Raw genomic sequence first — 21,091 nt, 5'->3', positions numbered from 1 at the left:
TGGATTATAATCCACCACATTGCGTAACACTCATCGGTGGATTTTAATCCACCCTACTTGTGGTATGGCGCGGACAGTTCATGAACGGATTCAATAAAGGCTCGGGCGTGTTCCGGGTCCACTTCAGGCGTAATGCCATGGCCCAGGTTAAAGATATGGCCACTGCCATTACCAAAACCCGCAAGAATAGTTTTAACTTCTTCCCTAATACGATCAGGCGATGCATAGAGCATGGTGGGATCCATATTGCCTTGCAAGGCTACCTTATCCCCTACCCGCTGGCGGGCATTGCCAATATCCGTTGTCCAATCCAAACCTAAAGCGGTAGCGCCGGTATCCGCCATAGTTTCTAACCATTGGCCGCCGTTTTTGGTAAACAAAATCACCGGGACTTCACGGCCTTCATTTTCACGGATTAAACCATTAACGATTTTCTGCATATAGTTCAGAGAAAACTCTTTATAAGCATTGTGGCTTAGCGCCCCACCCCAGGTATCAAAAATTTGTACGGCCTGTGCGCCCGCTTTAATTTGGCCATTAAGGTAAGTGGTTACGCTCTGGGCTAATTTATCTAACAGGGCATGCATGGTGTGCGGTTCGTTAAAAGCTAAAGCCTTGGCTAAACGATGATCTTTAGATGAGCCGCCTTCTACCATATAAGTGGCCAGGGTCCATGGGCTGCCGGAGAAGCCGATCAGTGGTACACGGCCATTAAGTTCTTTGCGAATGGTGCTAACGGCATCCATCACATAACCCAAATCTTTTTCTGCATCAGGAATCGGTAAAGCCTCGACCTCTGCTGCGGTTCTTACGGTCTTTTTAAAACGTGGACCTTCGCCAGTTTCAAAATATAAACCCAAACCCATGGCATCGGGAATGGTTAGAATATCAGAGAATAAAATCGCCGCATCTAATGAAGGGTAACGATCCAGGGGCTGCATGGTCACTTCACAGGCAAACTCAGGATTCATACACAGTGACATAAAGTCACCGGCCTTGGCACGGCTGGCGCGGTACTCCGGCAAATAACGACCTGCCTGGCGCATCATCCAGACAGGCGTGAAGTCGACGGGCTGTTTTAATAAAGCACGTAGAAAGCGATCGTTTTTTAACTCGGACATATTGTTTTACCTGTAGAAACACAAAAAAGGCACGAGAACCGTGCCTTCGTAGGGTGGATTATAATCCACCAACACACCCGGATTATACGTCTAAATAATCCAAAATACCTTCAGCAGCCTGGCGACCTTCCCAGATAGCCGTCACTACCAGATCAGAACCACGCACCATATCACCACCAGCAAAGATTTTTGGGTTGGCTGTCTGGAATTTGTAGGTTTGCTCTTCTTCAGCAACAACACCGTCCCAGTCATTGGTGGTGACATCAAAGTCTTTTAGCCACTCTGGTGGATTAGGCTGGAAACCAAAGGCGACCAGAACCACATCAGCATCGACAATTTCTTCACTGCCAGCAATCGGCTCAGGGCGGCGACGGCCATTTTCATCAGGCTCACCCAACTGTGTGGTGACCATTTTAATGCCTTCAACTTTGCCGTTGCCAACAATCGCGATAGGCTGGCGATTGAATAAGAATTCAACACCCTCTTCTTTCGCATTGGCAACTTCACGGCGAGAACCGGGCATATTCTCTTCATCACGACGGTACGCACAAATTACATTGCTAGCCGCCTGGCGAATGGAAGTCCGGTTACAGTCCATCGCAGTATCACCACCACCAAGAACAACCACCTTTTTACCTTTAACACTAATATAGTCCGCAGGGTCTTTTTCAAAACCCAGGTTGCGGTTAACGCTAGAGACCAGGAAAGGCAGTGCATCGTAAACACCATCAAGGTCTTCACCGGGGAAACCACCTTTCATATATTTGTAAGTCCCCATACCCATAAAGACGGCATCGTACTCATCCATTAGCGATTGCATGCTAACGTCTTTACCGACTTCAGTATTTAGGCGGAACTCAATTCCCATCTCTTCGAACACTTCGCGACGACGAGACAGTACGGTTTTTTCTAATTTAAATTCGGGGATACCGAAAGTTAATAAGCCACCAATCTCAGGGTAAGAATCAAAAACTACTGGCTTAACACCAGCGCGCACTAAAACATCCGCACAACCTAAACCTGCAGGGCCTGCACCAATAACAGCAACTTTTTTGTCAGTCCAAACACGTTTGGACATATCCGGGCGCCAGCCCATAGCCAATGCCGTATCGGTAATATATTTTTCAGTGGAGCCAATGGTCACCGCACCAAAACCGTCATTAAGAGTACAAGCCCCTTCACATAAACGATCCTGTGGACACACTCGACCACATACCTCAGGTAGAGTGTTAGTTTGATGGGACAATTCAGCCGCTTCAAACAGATTGCCTTCAGACACCAACTTTAACCAGTTAGGAATAAAGTTATGTACTGGGCATTTCCACTCACAGTAAGGGTTACCACACTCTAAACAGCGGTGTGCCTGATGTTGTACTTCTTCTTTTTGGTAAGGTTCGTAAATCTCTACATACTCAGCAGTGCGAGCATGCATAGATTTCTTCGCCGGATCTTTACGATCGACCTCAACAAATTGGAAGTTATTACTTAAACGTTCAGCCATAAAAAAGTCTCGTCGCTTACTCTGGGCGTTGCTTGATGGTGTCTAAAAGCGTATCTACGCTGGCAGCTTTAGGTTTAACCAACCAAAACTTACCGACAAAATCAGCCCAGTGATCGAGAATATGCTGTCCCCATTGGGAACCAGTCTCATTAATAAAAGTTTGAATATTGCTACGCAAGTGATTGCGGTAGGCTTCTAAATATTCGCTATTGATGCGTTGGATTTCTACCAACTCATTGTTGTAACGATCTACAAAACGGTTGCTTTGATCCAGTACATAGGCAAAACCACCGGTCATACCTGCACCGAAGTTAACACCGGTATCACCTAACACCGTGATGTTACCGCCCGTCATATATTCACAGCAGTGATCGCCTGCACCTTCAACCACAGCAAAGGCGCCGGAGTTACGAACACCAAAACGCTCACCCGCAGTACCGGCTGCAAACAACTGTCCACCAGTAGCTCCGTATAAACAGGTGTTACCAATAATGGACGTTTCCTGTGAAGCAAACTCGCTGACTTTAGGCGGGTAGATAACCAGCTTACCGCCAGCCATACCCTTACCCACGTAATCGTTGGCATCGCCTTCCAGATACATATCCAAACCACCGGCATTCCATACACCGAAGCTTTGACCGGCTGTACCCGTCAGGTTTAATTGAATTGGGCTATCAGCCATACCCTGGTTGCCATAGCGCTTGGCAATTTCGCCGGATAAACGTGCACCGATAGAACGGTCACAGTTGGTCACCGCAAAATCAAATTCGCCGCCAGCTTTGTTTTCGATAGCGTCAATGGTGCCTGCTACCATGGTTTCGGCTTTTTCACCTTTATCAAAAGGATCATTAGACTCAGCGCGACAGAACTCTGGCTGGCCTTCGGCTGCCGGGTCTTTATAAAGAATCGGTGCAAGGTCCAGGTTGCCCTGTTTTTCAGTAAAGCCTTCAAGGGCTTCCAGTAAATCAGCACGGCCAATTAATTCTTCAATGGAGCGTACACCAATTTGCGCCATCCACTCACGGGTTTCCATCGCCAGGAAGCGGAAGAAGTTCATCACCATTTCTACGGTGCCGATAAAGTGCTCGTCACGTAGATAATCATTTTGAGTCGCAACACCTGTAGCACAGTTATTTAAGTGACAGATACGTAGATACTTACAACCCAGCGCAACCATCGGCGTGGTACCAAAACCAAAACTTTCTGCACCGAGGATGGCGGCTTTAATAACATCTAAACCGGTTTTTAAACCACCGTCAGTTTGTACTTTAACCAAACCACGCAAGCCATTAGAACGCAGAGCCTGTTGTGCTTCAGATAGACCAAGCTCCCATGGAGAACCGGCATAGCGGATAGAGGTTAACGGGCTTGCCGCTGTACCACCGTCATAACCGGAGATAGTAATCAGATCAGCGTAGGCTTTTGCAACACCGGCTGCGATAGTACCTACTCCGGGTTCTGATACTAATTTAACCGAGACTTGTGCGTCGGGGTTCACTTGCTTTAAGTCATAAATTAGCTGGGCTAAATCTTCGATAGAATAAATATCGTGATGCGGTGGTGGTGAAATCAAGGTAACGCCGGGCACTGCATAACGCAGACGGGCGATTAATTTATTCACTTTGCCGCCAGGTAACTGACCACCTTCACCGGGCTTGGCGCCCTGGGCCACTTTAATCTGCAGAACTTCAGCGTTCACCAAATAGTGTGGCGTAACACCAAAGCGGCCTGAGGCCACCTGCTTAATTTTTGAAGTACGCTCGGTACCATAGCGAGCAGGATCTTCACCCCCCTCACCGGAATTGGAACGCCCCCCTAAGCGGTTCATTGCTGTCGCTAAGGCTTCATGCGCCTCAGGACTTAATGCACCTAATGACATCCCCGCCGAATCAAAGCGCGGCAGAATATCTTCGATAGATTCCACTTCATCTAACGGAATCGGTTTATTATCTTTTTTCAGGGCTAACAAATCACGCAATGAGGCTACAGGGCGATCATTAACGAGTGCCGCGTATTTTTTCCACTTGGCGTAATCACCGCTGGCTACAGCATCTTGCAAGCCTTGAACAACATCCGGGTTAAAGGCATGGTATTCCTTACCGTGTACATATTTCAGTAAACCACCCTGATCAATTTCTTTACGGGCAATCCAGGCCGTTTTAGCTAGCTGCGCCTGTTCATCTTGCAGGTTATCAAAGCTGCTGCCTTCTATACGGCTGGCAACCCCTTTAAAGCAAAGGCTAACCACATCACTGCTTAAACCCACGGCTTCAAATAACTGCGCACCGCGATATGAAGCGATGGTAGAGATACCCATCTTCGACATGATTTTTAGCAGACCTTTGTTGAGGCCTTTGCGGTAGTTGATATGGGCTTGTACCGGGTCACCTAATAATTCGCCAACGCGAATCATATCGTCCAGTACGCTATAGGCCACATAGGGGTAGACCGCTGTCGCACCAAAACCAAATAGACAGGCAAACTGGTGAGAGTCTCGGGCCGAACCACTTTCAATAATCAGGTTGGTATCACAACGCAAGCCTTCGGCGATTAATCGGTGATGCACAGCGCCAGTAGCTAGTAGGCTATGTACCGGTAGCGAGCCTTTTTCAATAGTGCGATCAGATAGGACTAATAACACCGTACCTGCGCGCACAGCGGCTACCGCTTGCTCAGCAATGCTTTCAACGGCTTGCTGTAAATTGTTCTTTTCAGGGTCAAAGCTGAGCTCGATAATTTGGCTATCGTAACCGGCTTTATCCAGCGACATTAAACGCTGGAATTTATCCGGCGACAGTACTGGAGTGGTCAGAATAATACGATCCGCATGGTCAGCGGTTTCTTCAAAAATATTTTTCTCAACACCGAGGCAAGTTTCCAAACTCATCACGATAGATTCCCGCAAAGGATCAATCGGGGGATTGGTTACCTGGGCAAATTTCTGACGGAAATAATCGTAAACGGAACGCTGCTGACGCGACAGTACCGCCATCGGGGTATCATCACCCATGGAGCCTACCGCTTCGTTGCCACCTTCGGCTAAAGGACGTAAGACTTGCTCACGCTCTTCAAAGCTAACCTGAAACATTTTCTGGTAAACAGGAATATCTTCGGCGCTAATAAGATCAGGCTTTTGTACGGGCTCAAACGTCGACTCTATACGCGTGGCATTTTCTTTCATCCACTGTTTATACGGGAAGCGCGTCTTTAGTTGCTGATCAATATCTTTGGTATGCAGCAGCTCACCGGTCTTGGTATCAACTGCAAGAATTTGACCTGGGCCAACACGGCCTTTGGCAACCACATCTTCCGGCTTGTAATCATAGGTACCGATTTCTGACGCCAACGTGATAAAGCCATTTTTGGTAATGACATAACGAGCTGGACGCAGACCGTTTCTATCCAACATACAAACTGCGTGACGACCGTCGGTCATTACAATACCGGCTGGGCCATCCCAAGGCTCCATATGCATGGAGTTATATTCATAGAAAGCTCTTAGATCCGCATCCATATGTTCCATATTTTGCCAGGCAGGTGGCACTAACATACGCACAGCGCGGAATAGATCCATACCACCGGCTAGTAGCACTTCTAACATATTGTCCATGCTGGAAGAGTCAGAACCGGTGCGGTTAACTAATGGGCTAATACCTTCAATATCTGGCAACAGCTCAGTTTCAAATTTGCTGGCGCGGGCGTCGGCCCAGTTACGGTTGCCTTCAATCGTATTGATCTCACCATTGTGGGCCAACATACGGAATGGCTGGGCCAAAGGCCAGCGAGGTAATGTGTTGGTTGAGAAACGCTGGTGGAAAACACAGATGGCCGTTTCTAAACGCTCATCGCCCAGGTCCGGATAGAACTTGGGCAAATCTACTGGCATTACCAGGCCTTTATAGGAAATAACCGACGCTGAAAAACTGGAGATATAAAAATCGTCATCGTCAGCCAACGCTAACTCGATTTTACGACGTGCAATATACAGCTGGGTGGCCAGCGCCTGTTCGTCAGTTTCTTCAGTGTTAATAAATAGTTGTTCGATGCTGGGCAGGCTACTTAATGCAATCTCACCACAGTAAGCCGGGTCCGTTGGCACCACACGCCAACCAGCAGAACTTAAACCCTGCTCTGCCAAAATACCATCTACGGTTTTGCGCGCAGCGGCGGCTACGGTTTCATTTTTGCTTAAGAAAATTTGTGCCACACCATACTGGGCAGACAGCTCGGCGCCACAGCACTCTTTCGCCACTGTGCGAAGGAAGCTATCGGGCTTCTTGATTAATAAACCACAACCGTCACCGGTTTTGCCGTCCGCAGCAATACCGCCTCGGTGAGTCATACAAGTTAATGACTCAATCGCGGTGCGTAATAGTTCATAACTGGGCTTGCCCGCCATATCGGCGATAAGGCCAAAGCCACAGTTGTCACGAACGTCTTCAGGTCTGTAAAGGCCTGTACTCATATAACGAATCTCGCTAAAAAATCTTTTGTAAAATCAAAAAGATACAACGACCACAGCACAAAATTCTGCCATGCGCAGGAAAAAAGGGAGGACATTCTACACGTATGACCCTAAGGGGACAAATTTGAAAGGAAAACGGTCATTTTTTAACCAGATCGGCCCGGGGTTATTTCTTGCCGATATCCTTATGGACGCTAGCCACACTGCGGGCCCAGGGGCGTTGCTTTTGTAGCTCAGGGGGAAGGACTTTAACACCGGCGAGAGCTGCCGGCTTGTCATTATAGGGGCCGGTGACCACCACAAACCAGGGTTTACCCTTTAAGCGGGTTTCAAAGTAGGTGACAGGCATACGGTTGATATAGCGTTTAACAAACTCTCTGGCGCGGGCCTCTTCGACTGAGCCAATCAGCTGGAGCATATACTGGGTTTCAGGGTAGGCCAATAAACGCTGCTCCCTTACGGGTAAGGCAGGCTTAGCAGCCACAGGGGCTGGCTCTGCAAGTTTGGCTTTGCTGGCTGGTGCAGGTGCAGGTGCAGGTGTGGGCGTGGGAGTGAGTGCAGGGGTTACAGCGGGAGCTGCAGCCACCGGCTTGCTTTCGACAGGGGCTGCAACCACAGCTTCAGGCTTGGCCTTTATAACAGGCTTTTCTTCAACCACGGGGCTGACGGCAGGGGCAGCAGCCTTTTGCAGAGGCTCAGCGACGGCCACTGCGGCGACAGGCTCAACCGGGATAACCGTCGAGCGCTCAATCGCCCCGGCGGTATCTTCAGCCACCCCAGGCTCATTAACTGCTGCTATTGCCTCTGTAGGCCGGAGCGGCAGTTGCTCTTCCTTTACTAAGGCAATGGATGCAGGTTCAACTTGTTCGGCACTAACCGGTGCCGGACTGAGTGCTGCCTCCGCCGGCTGTTGATCGCTACCTTGATACAGCCATGAGCCTATTAGCGCCACAGCAAGAATACTAATAGCCGCCACATGGGCAATAGGGATACCAAAACGGAACGTTGATGGGCTAGCCGTGGCTTTAGCATTTAATAAGGACGGCACTAGTTGATTGATCTCAAGCAAATTGCCGCCGCTGCGCTCATGCAATACCGCTAGTTGGTCATTGCTTAAGGGCAACTCGCCAGCATAACCCACAGAGCGAAGCAGCCCCAGAATATAGTCGCCGCTTTCCGTAGCGGTTAGAGGTTCCAGCTCCACTAATTTTATTTGCCCGTCATCAAAAGACGCCAGCTTGGCCATCTGCTCAACCTGGTATTCACCGGCAATTAACAGGCAGATATTACCGTCACCTAATGCCACAATCTCACGCAGCAGCTGGTAAGCCTCAAGTGAAAGATAATGGGACTGGTCAACCGCCAACATAATAGGCTCTGGCTCACCATCGATGATTAAGCCGGACTGTAAGGCGGCTAAAAAATCCGGCGACGCAATGGGAGAAGGCAGTTGGAAATTGAGTTGTTCGTTCAGCGATTCTATTAACTGTTCCGGTAAAGTAGACTCTTCGGCATTGATAAAGCAGCAGTCCATGGCATCTTCGATCTGCTCATAGGCTTGGTCAAGCAAGGCGGAAGTACCGCAACCGGTGGCACCTACTAGCAACACGGTTTGATGACCAAAACGGCTAAAGTGAACCAGCTGGTCTAGCAGCTGGCGGCGCATACCACCGGTATAGAAATAATCAGATTCAAAATCAACAGCAAAGGGATCTTCCCCTAGATCGAGGCGCTGCACATAATGCTCAGCGTCGTAACTGGCTGTTTCAGTCATTAGGCAATCCTATTGCTGCTCTTTGATAGGGGTAGTCACTTAAGCTGAGACTCCGGCATCGGTTAGGGTATCGCGCACATCCTGCTCCGCAATATCACTGGTAATAATAGCCTCGCCCATTTTCTTTAACAATACTAAACGTAAGCGCCCGTCTAACACTTTTTTATCTACGGCCATTAATGATAAGAATTGGTCGCAGGTCATGGCCGGTGGTGTAACGGGTAACTTCGCCCGCAATAAAAGATGACGCACACTGTCAACATCATCAGCGCTGATCCACTGCATTTTTTCTGATAGCTGGGCGGCTAGCTGCATGCCCGCGGCTACGGCCTCTCCATGTAGCCAATTACCATAACCTTGTGCTGTTTCGATGGCATGACCAAAGGTGTGACCTAAATTAAGGATAGCTCGTATACCCGCTTCACGCTCATCACTGGCCACGACTTTGGCTTTATTGTCACAGGAGCGATAAATCGCTTCGGCCAGGGCGGTTTGATCGCAGGCTAACAGTTCTTCTACATGTTGCTCTAACCATGCATAAAAATCAGCGTCACAGATCAAACCATACTTAATCACTTCGGCGATACCCGCGGATAATTCGCGCTGGGGCAAGGTCGTTAAGGTATGAGTATCGGCAATAACACATTGTGGCTGATGGAAAGCCCCAATCATATTTTTACCCAGCGGATGATTAACCCCGGTTTTACCACCGACTGAAGAATCGACCTGGGATAATAAGGTGGTAGGAATTTGAATAAAGTTAACGCCACGCTGGTAGCTGGCCGCGGCATAGCCGGTCATATCACCTACCACTCCTCCGCCTAAGGCCACCAATGTGGTCGTGCGATTATGCTTATCTTCCAGCAGTTTATCGTAAATGGCACTGAGCACGTCCAGCGTTTTATGCTGTTCACCATCGGGCAAAATCACTTCTGAATAATGCAGGCCGGACAACGCTTGCCGGATTGTAGCCAGATAGATAGGGGCGACGGTTTCATTACTGACCACCAGCACCTGACGGCCCTGGATATGATTAAGGAGTAATTCTGGCTGGTTCAACAGGCCTTCGCCGATATAAATCGGGTAGCTTCTATCACCTAGATCGACACTGAGCGTTTGCATGATATGGTTTAACTTGAGCGTATAGAGTGGATGCGATATTTAAACACAATCGCTCTTATAAGATAAACCGCTGTGGCGCGTTTTACGAAGAAAGCATCCGCGTTAATTCCTGGGCCACGGATTTGGGGCTGCGACCGTCAGTATCGATCACATAGTCGGCGATTTCTTCATATAAGGGATGGCGCAGATTCATCAGGTCGGTTAGTACCTGTCGAGGCTCTTCGGTATTGAGCAAGGGACGCTTTTTATCCCTGGCGGTTCTTCGGACCTGTTCGTCGATTGAGGTCATTAAATACACAACCCGGCCCCGACTAGCCAGCGCTTTGCGGTTTTCAGGTTTCAGCACAATGCCGCCACCGGTTGCCAGCAGGGTTTTATCCAATTGGGTTAACTCATCGAGCATGGCCGCTTCACGGTCACGAAAACCGTCTTCCCCTTCCATATCAAAAATCCAGGGGATATCCACACCGCTACGGTCTTCAATTTCTTTATCGGTATCTTTAAAGTCTAAACGAAGATCGGCGGCTAATAGCCGCCCGATGGTAGATTTGCCGGCCCCCATAGGGCCGACAAGAAAAACGTTGGAAGAAGATTTCATGCTGTTTTCAGGTGTGTTGTAGTCAATCTTTTTTAGTCAATCTTAATCGATAAGGGTATCAGCCAAAATTCTTGGCGTGATAAAGATTAAAGTCTCTGTCTTCTCCTGAGTCACCGAGGTATTCGTGAACAGGCGGCCAAGGTAAGGAATATCACCTAACACAGGAACTTTAGATTCTGACTCTACATCGACGGTGCGGAAAACACCACCCAATACAACCGTTTCACCATTACCGACCAGTACCTGGGTGGTCAGCTCAGTGGTGTCAATTGTTGGTACAACACCGCCATTACCGGAAGGTACCAGGTCACCAATAGAGTCCTGGTTAATCTCCAGAGTCATAATGATACGGTCATCCGGTGTAATGCTCGGGGTTACCTGTAATTTCAGTACCGCCTCTTTAAACGAGACGGTAGTTTCACCGTTGGCAGAAGATTCCTGGAAAGGCACCTCAGAACCCGACTTGATAACCGCTTCCTGTTTATCACCGGTAATCACCTTAGGCTGCGAAACAATTTCACCACGACCCTGTGATTCAAGCGCATTCAACTCCATCTGTAAAATAACATCGTCGTTAACAAAACCTACCGCAACGCTACCTGTAGGGTTAGCTACACCTAAGTCAACGTTTAATGCATCAGGGGCAAGAATAGGTTCTGATAAGTCATTACCCTGAGCAATATCGAGGGCTGCCTGAGCCACCGAGCTACGACTGTCGATAATCGAATCAGTATTACCACCGAAGAACAATAAGTCTTCACCACTATTCACAGCATTGATACCCGAAGCACCCCACTGCACACCTAACTCTTCATCAAAACTGGAGTTGGCAATAACAATGCGCGCTTCAACCAATACCTGCCTAACAGGTACATCCAGCAAGCGAACAACGCGGCGGAATTCTTGTAATTTCTGTGCAGTCTCAGTCACTAATAAAGAGTTTGTCCGCTCATCAACTATCACGCTACCACGGGGTGATAATAGGCTGGTGGTTGATACTTCTTCAGGGCCACCACTTTCATTGCCAAATAAGCGATACATTTCACGCGCGTCGGCATAACGAATACGGATGTACTCGGTCTGCAGTGGCGCCAACTCTTCAATCTGTTTGTTATTTTCAATTTCCTGGCGCTCTCTCTCAGCAATCTCAGCCGCTGGAGCCACCATTAAGACGTTACCGTTCTGACGCTTATCCAAGCCCTTGGTTTTTAAAACCAAATCCAACGCCTGGTCCCAGGGCACATTCTGTAACCTTAAGGTAATGCGACCAGAAACCGTATCCGACGCTACCAGGTTGAGGCTGGTAAAATCCGCAATTAACTGCAATACGGCGCGCACTTCAATATCCTGGAAGTTCAATGAAAGCTTGTCACCCACATAGGCAAACTCTTTCTTTTTAAGCTCAAGCTCTTCGGCGGTCAGTGGCTTAACACTCACAACATATTCATTGTCAGTTTGGTATGCCAGATAATCAAAATCACCGCTGGCTTTCAAAGAGAAGAGTGCACCACCCTCGCTAGGCTGGGCTTCAACCGATTGCACCGGTGTCGCAAAATCACTGACATCATAGCGACGCTGCAGGCGCTCAGGCAGATTAACATCATCAAAATCAACTTTGATAAAACCACCTTCAACAAACACATTGATACCGGCTTTAGGGTTGGCCAGGTTAATCACCAAACGACCTTCACCCTGGTCACCACGTTTAAAATCAACATCGACAATGTCATTGCTCGCCGCATTCGTTTGTTTAGACGAAGCTGCACTCAAGACAGGGTTTTCTTTGGTAGGTTTTAAATATTCGCGAACACCGGAATCACCGACTTCAACAAACAGGCTATTGCCTTCAATACGGGTTTGGTAAGGCGCCAATTCGACTAAGTTCAAAATCATCCGGGTACGACCGCCGGATTCTAAAATAACGGCACTACTGGCATTACCATAAGACAGCGGAAATTTTTTCTGTTCCAGCTTGCTGGAAACACCAGCCATATCCAGTGCGATTCTGGCAGGCTTTTCAATATTGTAACCTTTGGGCTCAGGCGGAGTACCATCAAAATCCAGACGCACTTCAAAGCGACCGCCAGGCTGGGAACTAAACTCTACATCCGTCAGATTTACATCGGCTGCAAAAGCCATACTCGCAAACAATGCGCACAGCACTAGCGACAGAGTCCTCAATAGGCGATGCGGCATCAAACCACGGCCTCCTTTTATTGAACTCAAATGTCTGTATGCAATATCCATGGAACTCTCCACTCTCACTATTCTTCTATTGTCTTTAACTTAATAGTTCTTGGTCTTTCGACCCAACCATCAACACCATTGGGCACAATTTCAATCACAGAAACATAGGTTTCTGTCGACTCTACAATACGCCCATGGTTACGCCCCATAAAGTTGCCTAGTCGAGTTCTGTGAACTCCACCCTCTTCATCCTGCATCAAAGCCCATAACACATCCCCTTGCTGCAAAGTGCCCACCATGGTCAAAGAATCCAGACTGAACTGCTCCAGATATTCTTTAGTACGATTAGGGTCTGGCTTAACATTGCTTGCCATGCGCAAGCGTGTTATCTCAGTAACTTCAACAGGTTTTTCAAAGGGACTACGCAGTGCAGAAGCACTATAGGTAAAGGCTTTATAAGCCTTAAAAACAGGAATCGGTTTAATCATTCCGGCTGGGCGGGATTTTTTATCCGCCATAAAGTCGTCCAGATCCTGGTAATCACCACCGCCACAGGCTGTCAGTGTAACGACTGAACCGGCCAATAATAGTTTTGAAAAAAGATTAAGCATCATCTCCCTCCAAATCTTTATAACGATAGGTCTTGGCGGTAATCTTCATCGTTAACGCAGAGGACTTGTCTTGTTGGGAAATTTCAAAATCATGCAAGGTTACAATTCGAGGCAAACCGGCAATGCCGCTAACAAAAGAGCCTAAATCGTGGTAGTTGCCACTGACTTCAATTTGAATCGGTAATTCAATATAAAATTCTTCAGCACGTTCATTGCCCAAGGTAATACTGCTGATTTCCAAACCGCTGGCCAAACCTTTATTGGTAATATCTTCCAGCAGCCCGGGAACTTCAGTATCGCTCGGCAGCTGACTGATCAGCGCACCAAATGATTCTTCCATTTCTTCCATCTGCTTGCGGTAAGCATTAAGGTTAGCCGCCTGAAAAGCCTTACGCTCAAATTGAGATTTAAGGTCTTGTTCTTTCTTTTCGGACTTGGCTAATTGATCTTGTAGCTCGGACACATCATAGAAATAACCCGCCGCCAACACCGCAATAAATACGCCAGCCCACGCTATGGCTTTGATCATCATCGGCCATGAGCCGATATTTTCTACATCCAGATCATTAACATCAAAGTCTTTCAGTTCTTGTAGTGCGTCGTTAAATGACATCAGTTATTCCTCCCCTTCATCAATAACGGAGGGAGTGCTAATGTTAAATGACATTGTAAATTCACTCGCCTGCTCTCCAAAGATTGGATTAGCAGTAACCGCCGTCAGGTTAGGGTCATCAAACCATTCAGACTTGTCGACTCTTCTCATCAGACTTGAGATTCTGTTATTGGATTCTGCGATACCCTGTAATTTGATGGCATCATTGCTACGGGACAAGGACTGATAGAAAACACCATCGGGCAAGCTTCTTACCATCTCATCAAAAATTCTAACAATAATCGGTCTATTACCCTGTAGCTCCTGGATAACTTTCATCCGGTCTAACAGTTCCTGCTTTTTCTTTTCCAGTTCACGAATCTCTTTAACTTGCAGCTCTAATTCGCCAATTTGTTTTTCCAAATATTGGTTTCTCGCGTTCTGGCCATCTATGGCACTATTGACCGCCATATCAGCCAACACAACCAGAGCAAAACCAATCGCCGCCACAATACCCAGCACCACCAAAAAGGCTTGCTTGAGTTCCTGGCGGCGCTCTTCGCGCCAGGGGAGTAAATTAATATTAGCCATTAATCAAAACTCCTTAGCGCCAAACCGCAGGCGATCATTAGTGAAGGAGCATCGTTACTTAATGACATGGTATCGACCCGGGAAGCCACCGACATATTGGTAAACGGATTCGCCAGGGTGGTGGGTGTGCCCAGCTTGTCTTGAACAACTTCTGCCAGGCCGGTCATTGAAGCGACACCGCCAGCCAGTACGATATGGTCGACATCATTGTATTGACTGGAAGAAAAGAAGAATTGTAGTGAGCGAGTTACTTGCTGAACCACGGCGTCTTTAAATGGCTCAAGGACTTCAGGCTCATAATCGTCGGGCAAACCGCCCTGTTTCTTGGCAAGGCCAGCCTCATCCAAAGAGAGGCCATAGCGGCGCTGAATTTCTTCGGTGAGCTGGCGTCCGCCAAAGAGCTGCTCACGGGTATAAACGGTTTGGCCATCGACCAGAACACTTAAGGTGGTCATGGTAGAGCCTATATCAATAATAGCGATAGCACTGTCTTCATCGCAGTCCAGATGAGGACGGATCAGCTCAAAGGTGCGCTCGATGGCATAGGCCTCAACATCAACGACCTTCGCGGTAATATCCGCCATCTCCAAAGCATCAACGCGCAGCTCGACGTTTTCACGGCGGCAGGCGGCCAGTAAGACTTCCACCTGCTCGGGACTATTATCTGACTCACCCTGAACCTCAAAGTCGATCGCGACTTCATCCAGGGGGTAGGGAATATACTGGTCAGCTTCAAGGGTTATCTGGGTTTCCATATTATCGTCGTTGAGGCCCTCGGGCATATCAATCAACTTGGTGATAACCGCAGAACCGGCAACGGCGACCGCCGCAGTCTTCATTTTCGACTTGGAACGCTCATAGGCCTTGGTGACAGATTCAGCGACGCCTTCCAGCTCTGCGATGTTTTTCTCCACCACAGCATTGGGCGGCAAGGAGGCCACAGCGTAGCTCTCGACCTTGTATTGGTCGCCACTTTTACTAATCTCCAGTAGCTTGACCGAGGTAGAACTGATGTCTACCCCCAGCACTGGGATCGATTTCTTTTTTCCGAATAGACTGCCTAACACAGTAATTTTCCTATTTGCATCCGTAACTTACAGCTAACTTTTATAAGTTACATTAAATATCACGTATGGGGATTACGCAAATTAATCATTATAAAAAAGTGCTTATAATTTCACACTTTGGCACACTGACTTAAAGTAAAGTATCGAACCGCGACCAACGCAACTGGAAAAGTATGGCTCATATCACAAATTTCACCAGAATCATTTTATGGTTATTACTATCGGCATCGACTGGCGCATTATTAATATTAGTCAGCGCCTACCTGTACCTAAGCCCTAAATTGCCCCCTGTCGATGTACTGAAAGACGTGCAATTGCAGACTCCTTTGCGTATTTACTCCACCGACAACCAACTCATTGGCGAATTCGGCGAAAAACGCAGAAGCCCAGTCACCTTTAATCAAATCCCCACTCAATTCGTGCAAGCCATATTAGCTGCCGAAGACGACCGTTTCTTCGACCATCATGGCGTAGATATCAAAGGCCTGCTGCGCGCTGCCTCACAATTATTGGTAAGCGGCTCAATAAAAACCGGCGGCAGCACTATCACTATGCAGGTAGCCAAAAACTATTTTCTGAGTTTTGAAAAGACTTTTTCCAGGAAATTCAACGAGATACTGCTTGCCCTGCAAATTGAGCGGGAGCTGCCAAAGCAAGAAATCCTGGAGCTATACGTCAATAAGATATTTTTGGGAAATCGCGCTTACGGTATCGAAGCGGCGGCCCAGGTCTATTATGGCAAGTCAATTAGCGAGCTGGATTTGGCCCAACTGGCCATGATTGCAGGCCTGCCTAAAGCACCCTCCGCCTATAACCCACTGGTCAACCCCTCCCGGGCCATTATCCGCCGTAACTGGATATTAAACCGGATGCTGGATTTAAAATATATTGATGATAACCAGCATATTGAAGCCATTAGCAGCCCCATTACCGCCACCTATCATGGTTCTAAAGTGGAGCTATATGCGCCGTATATCGCCGAAATGGTCAGAAAAGATATGCTTAAACGCTATGGCCGGGCCACCTATACCGATGGCTTCAGAGTTTATACGACGATCAATAGCGAACTGCAAGCCAGCGCCACCAAAGCTGTGATCAGCGGCTTACTGGCCTATGATCAGCGGCACGGCTATCGGGGACCAGAGCAAAATCTGGCAGTTAACGACGACAGCAAAGCCAGCGCCGAACAAGATAACAGTGAAACCACCGGCGAGCCCGACTATACCGGCTGGCTAAACCAACTCCGCAAGGCCTCGAGACCCGGTGATCTGGTTCCCGCCGTGGTGATTGACGTTCAGGAACAATCTGCCTCGGCACTATTAGCCAGTGGCGATGCTATTGAGATTGCATGGGAGAACGGCCTAAAAGGCAAGCGCCCCTATGTCACCGTTGATCGCTTGGGACCGAACCCCAAAACCGCCAGTGATGTGGTGGCCATTGGGGATGTGATTAGAGTGCAGCGGCAAGCGGATGGCCAGTGGCTATTAACGCAATTACCCGCAGCACAGGCGGCTCTGGTTTCGCTGGATGCCGACAATGGCGCCATCCTTAGCCTTGTCGGCGGCTTTAACTATAGCCAGAGCAAATTTAACCGTATCACCCAGGCCACACGACAGCCCGGTTCCAACTTTAAGCCCTTTGTCTATACCGCAGCCCTGGCTAACGGCTTTACGCCCGCCAGCACCATTAACGATGCTCCTATCGTGTTTGAAGATGCCAGCCTTGAGAGCACCTGGCGGCCCACCAATGATGGTGGCAAATTCTATGGCCCAACCCGCCTGCGCTATGCCCTGTTTAAGTCCCGCAATTTAGTGTCGATTCGATTACTCAGAAGCCTCGGTATTTCCAAAGCGATCAACTATGTTGAGAAATTTGGCTTTGATACCAGCCAACTACCCCGAGACCTTTCCCTGGCTTTGGGCAGCCACTCATTAACCCCTATGGAGATAGTAAGTGGTTACTCCGTACTGGCTAATGGCGGCTATAGCGTCCAGCCCTATTTAATTCAACAGATCGACGATATCAATGGCGAAGCGCTCTATAAAGCGATGCCCAATACCGTCTGCCGTAGCTGTGATGACCCCGCTGTGAAACCTGTGGCTGAAGCTACCGAAGAGCTGGCAACCCTCGAAGATATTCTGCAACAGGCTGACTCTGATCCAGAGCCTGCACTGCCAGAAGCTGAGCGGGTGATCGAAGCCAGAGTCGCTTATATTATCGATAGCATGATGCGCGACGTGGTGAAAAAGGGCACCGGCCGCAAAGCCAGAAAGCTGGGCCGCAATGATCTGGCGGGTAAAACCGGCACCACCAATGGCCCAACCGATGCCTGGTTCTCTGGCTATGGTGGCGGCATTGTCACCACCGCCTGGTTTGGCTTTGATAAAAATGGCGTGCTGGGTAATCGGGAATATGGCGGCTCTGCGGCCTTGCCGATCTGGATTGACTATATGGCTGTCGCCCTAAAAGGCCGCCCCGAAATAGCCCCCAAGCAACCGGAAGGCATTGTGACCGTAAAAATTGACCCAACCACCGGCCTGTTGGCTAAACCGGGGCAATCCAATGCGATCTTTGAAATCTTCCGGGAAGAACTAGCGCCGACCAAGGAAGCGGATAGCGATGATATCTCCGGAGATACCAGCCAAATTGAAGAGGTAATGGAAGAGGATATTTTTTAACACAGCCCCGTAGGGTGGATTACAATCCACCACCTCCTAAAATAATGATTGGGCTGATGGTGGAATATATTCCACCCTACGGGATGCTCGTGATTAAATCGCCTCAAGCGCTTCCACTAATTTACTAACCCCTACAATTTCCATCCCCGGCACCCCACCTTTAGGGACATTCGCCTGTGGCACTACCGCCCTTTTAAAACCGTGTTTGGCCGCCTCGTAAATCCGTTCCTGGCCGCTGGGTACAGGGCGAATCTCACCGGATAAACCCACCTCACCAAATACCACCAAATCCTGTGGTAAAGGGCGATTGCGAAAACTGGAGACAATAGCTAACAACAGTGATAAATCAGCACTGGTTTCCAACACTTTGACACCACCGACCACATTCACAAAAACATCCTGATCACCGACCTGCAAACCACCATGGCGATGCAATACCGCTAATAGCATGGCCAAGCGATTCTGCTCCAAACCGACAGCCACTCTTCTGGGGTTGCCCAAAGGCGAATCATCCACCAGCGCTTGAATCTCAACCAGCAAAGGCCGGGTGCCTTCCCACACTACCATCACCACGCTACCGGAAGCGGGCTCTTCGGTGCGGGATAGAAAAATAGCCGAGGGGTTTTTCACTTCCTTTAAACCCTGCTCGGTCATAGCAAACACACCCAACTCGTTGACCGCTCCAAAGCGATTTTTCTGGCCGCGCAGGGTTCTAAAGCGGCTATCTTCCGAGCCTTCCAACAAAATCGAGCAATCAATCATATGCTCCAATACTTTAGGTCCGGCCAGGCTGCCATCTTTGGTGACATGCCCCACCAGAAATAACACAGTGCCGGTCTGTTTGGCATAGCGGGTAAGATAAGCGGCACATTCCCTAACCTGGGAAACGCTACCCGGCGCGGAGGTCACATCTTCGCTATGCACTACCTGAATAGAATCCACCACCAATACCTTGGGTTTAAGTACCTCCGCCTGCGCACAGATGGCCTCCACATTGGTTTCGGAGAGCATATTGAGCTTATCGGTAGGCAGGCCCAAGCGCTGGGCGCGCATCGCTACCTGCTGCAGTGACTCCTCACCAGTCACATAGAGTGCATCCATAGATTGCGCTAAATGACACATGGTCTGTAATAACAACGTACTCTTACCGGCGCCGGGGTGACCACCCACCAATACCGCCGAGCCGTGCACCAAGCCACCCCCCAGCACACGGTCAAACTCTCCTGCACCACTACTAAAGCGGGGTAATTGTTCCAGATTAATTTGATCGAGTGTTTGTACGGCCTGGCCATTGGCGGCACCGGCATAGCCTTGAAAGCGGGCTTCTTTAGCCGCGGCAGGGGTGGAGGCCAGCTTCACTTCCGACAGCGTATTCCAGGCGCCGCAATCCTTACACTGGCCCTGCCAATTGGCATAGTCGGAGCCACAGTCATTGCAGACATAAGCAGTTTTGCGTTTAGCCATAAGGGCATACCTGTCGATAAAAAGCCGATCTTAACCAATAACTGTATATATTAACAGTATCTATTTAAGCAGCTTAACTGGTGCCCCGCCAGTGCGAGCCGTACAATAGCCGACGGATTGAAACACTCAATAACAAAAACCTAGCCAGCAGATGTTGAACACTTTACTGTAAGCCTTATGTCATCCCTGATTCCCGAACGACCGCTAATGATCTCTCCTTCTCTGGCCACCACCATTGGCCTGGAAGAAGCGGTGCTATTGCAGGTGCTAAACGACTGCATAGAATATGGTCAGGGCCAGCCCCAGCGTGGTTACCAATGGTTTACCCTGAACCGCAATGACCTGCAAAGGCATTTACCCTTTTGGGACCTGAATGCGTTGCAGCGCATTGGCCAAAGTCTAAAAGACAAAGGGATTATTCTGATTGAATCGGCTCCCCTAACCCAAAGCGAACAGTTTTGCTTTGCGATGAATGAGCAGACCCAAACCACTGAGCCCGCACCGCAACAAACCACTGCCGCACCAACCCGGAAAAGCGCCAGCCTGTTAGCCGATAACTGGCAACCGGATGAGGACTTACTGCAACTGATGACAATGAACCACAATATCCCCCGCGACTTTGCTTTGCAGCAGCGGGAAGATTTTGTGCTGTACTGGCGCGACCGCCAGCAGGTGTCCCACTCATGGTCCAGTAAGTTTCGCCAGCATGTGTTAAAGCAATGGCGCTTCCATCAAAGCCGGCAAAGCACCGCCAGCCACCAGCAGGCCTTATCCAACGATATTAACCAGCAGTGGCAGCCCAGCCCGGACGCCCTGGAAATTTTATACCGCACCGGGATTACCGCTGAATTTATTGAAGACTCCATTCCGGAATTTGTCCTGTACTGGCGTGAGCGAGGTGAAGCCCACAGTACCTGGAACTCAAAATTTATTGCCCATATCAGAAGGCAGTGGGCCCAGTTTAATAAAACCATGGAACTGGATTATGAGCCGCGGGAGATCGCCGCCAACTGGCAGCCCAATGAAGATGTTTATGATATTTTAAAGCTGGCAAATATTGATATGGACTTTGCCCGGCAACTGGTGCCAGAATTTGTTTTATTCTGGCGCGACACCAAGCAGATTCAGCGATCCTGGAATACTAAATTTTTACAGCACGCCAAATACCAATGGGCGACGCGTCATCAAATGGGGCAACACTATGCAGGACAGCAACTCGCTGCTCGATCAGGTCAAGCGGAACGTAGCAGCACCTTCGACCTCCTCACCGACAGAAGCTGGGCCAAAGACCTTATCGAAGGGGATGTTGAAGGAGAATAA

The 21,091-nt window shown here is 48.9% G+C and carries 14 protein-coding genes; 2 read left to right on the top strand and 12 right to left on the bottom strand.

What is annotated here, in order from left to right; all coding sequences use genetic code 11:
- Nucleotides 1–53 precede the first annotated feature (53 nt).
- The 11 genes from hemE to BST96_RS08765 form a co-directional block, all read right to left on the bottom strand.
- Nucleotides 54–1,121: a uroporphyrinogen decarboxylase gene (gene hemE / locus BST96_RS08815; protein ID WP_085758350.1), complete on the bottom strand. Its 1,068-nt coding sequence runs from the start codon at nt 1,119–1,121 to the stop codon at nt 54–56.
- Nucleotides 1,122–1,203: 82 nt separating this feature from the next.
- Nucleotides 1,204–2,622, bottom strand: coding sequence for an FAD-dependent oxidoreductase (locus BST96_RS08810; RefSeq protein ID WP_085758349.1), 1,419 nt, complete (start codon nt 2,620–2,622; stop codon nt 1,204–1,206).
- Between the two features lie 16 nt (nt 2,623–2,638).
- Nucleotides 2,639–7,087, bottom strand: a complete 4,449-nt coding sequence (gene gltB / locus BST96_RS08805; RefSeq protein ID WP_085758348.1) for a glutamate synthase large subunit — start codon at nt 7,085–7,087, stop codon at nt 2,639–2,641.
- A 166-nt stretch (nt 7,088–7,253) separates the two neighbouring features.
- Entirely contained in the window at nt 7,254–8,861 is a 1,608-nt protein-coding gene (locus BST96_RS08800) for an SPOR domain-containing protein (protein WP_085758347.1), read from the bottom strand.
- Nucleotides 8,862–8,900: 39 nt separating this feature from the next.
- Nucleotides 8,901–9,983, bottom strand: coding sequence for a 3-dehydroquinate synthase (gene aroB / locus BST96_RS08795; protein ID WP_085758346.1), 1,083 nt, complete (start codon nt 9,981–9,983; stop codon nt 8,901–8,903).
- Nucleotides 9,984–10,065: 82 nt separating this feature from the next.
- Entirely contained in the window at nt 10,066–10,581 is a 516-nt protein-coding gene (gene aroK / locus BST96_RS08790; RefSeq protein ID WP_085758345.1) for a shikimate kinase AroK, read from the bottom strand.
- Between the two features lie 42 nt (nt 10,582–10,623).
- A complete protein-coding gene (locus BST96_RS08785) occupies nt 10,624–12,828 on the bottom strand; it encodes a type IV pilus secretin PilQ (protein ID WP_085758344.1) in 2,205 nt (734 codons plus the stop codon).
- A gap of 17 nt (nt 12,829–12,845) precedes the next feature.
- Nucleotides 12,846–13,382, bottom strand: a complete 537-nt coding sequence (locus BST96_RS08780) for a pilus assembly protein PilP (RefSeq protein ID WP_338043305.1) — start codon at nt 13,380–13,382, stop codon at nt 12,846–12,848.
- A complete protein-coding gene (locus tag BST96_RS08775) occupies nt 13,372–13,992 on the bottom strand; it encodes a type IV pilus inner membrane component PilO (protein ID WP_085758342.1) in 621 nt (206 codons plus the stop codon). The genes BST96_RS08780 and BST96_RS08775 overlap by 11 nt, the downstream gene beginning before the upstream one ends.
- A gap of 3 nt (nt 13,993–13,995) precedes the next feature.
- Nucleotides 13,996–14,562, bottom strand: a complete 567-nt coding sequence (locus BST96_RS08770; protein ID WP_085758341.1) for a PilN domain-containing protein — start codon at nt 14,560–14,562, stop codon at nt 13,996–13,998.
- A complete protein-coding gene (locus tag BST96_RS08765; protein WP_157117909.1) occupies nt 14,562–15,629 on the bottom strand; it encodes a pilus assembly protein PilM in 1,068 nt (355 codons plus the stop codon). The genes BST96_RS08770 and BST96_RS08765 overlap by 1 nt, the downstream gene beginning before the upstream one ends.
- Nucleotides 15,630–15,802: 173 nt before the next feature.
- Between BST96_RS08765 and BST96_RS08760 the strand changes: the two genes are divergently transcribed.
- Entirely contained in the window at nt 15,803–18,307 is a 2,505-nt protein-coding gene (locus tag BST96_RS08760; RefSeq protein ID WP_085758339.1) for a penicillin-binding protein 1A, read from the top strand.
- Between the two features lie 93 nt (nt 18,308–18,400).
- Here BST96_RS08760 and radA read toward each other — a convergent pair whose 3' ends face one another.
- Nucleotides 18,401–19,771, bottom strand: coding sequence for a DNA repair protein RadA (gene radA, locus BST96_RS08755; RefSeq protein WP_085758338.1), 1,371 nt, complete (start codon nt 19,769–19,771; stop codon nt 18,401–18,403).
- 177 nt (nt 19,772–19,948) lie between these two features.
- On the opposite strand from radA, the gene BST96_RS08750 reads away from it, so the two are divergent.
- Nucleotides 19,949–21,091 carry a DnaT-like ssDNA-binding domain-containing protein gene (locus BST96_RS08750; protein ID WP_085758337.1) on the top strand — a complete coding sequence of 381 codons (1,143 nt, stop codon included), beginning with the start codon at nt 19,949–19,951 and terminating at the stop codon, nt 21,089–21,091.

It is taken from the genome of Oceanicoccus sagamiensis, assembly GCF_002117105.1.
In the GTDB taxonomy this organism is placed as follows: Bacteria; Pseudomonadota; Gammaproteobacteria; order Pseudomonadales; family Dasaniaceae; genus Oceanicoccus; species Oceanicoccus sagamiensis.
Note: the sequence above shows the minus strand (reverse complement) of the source record. Positions and strands in the feature narration are given on the sequence as shown.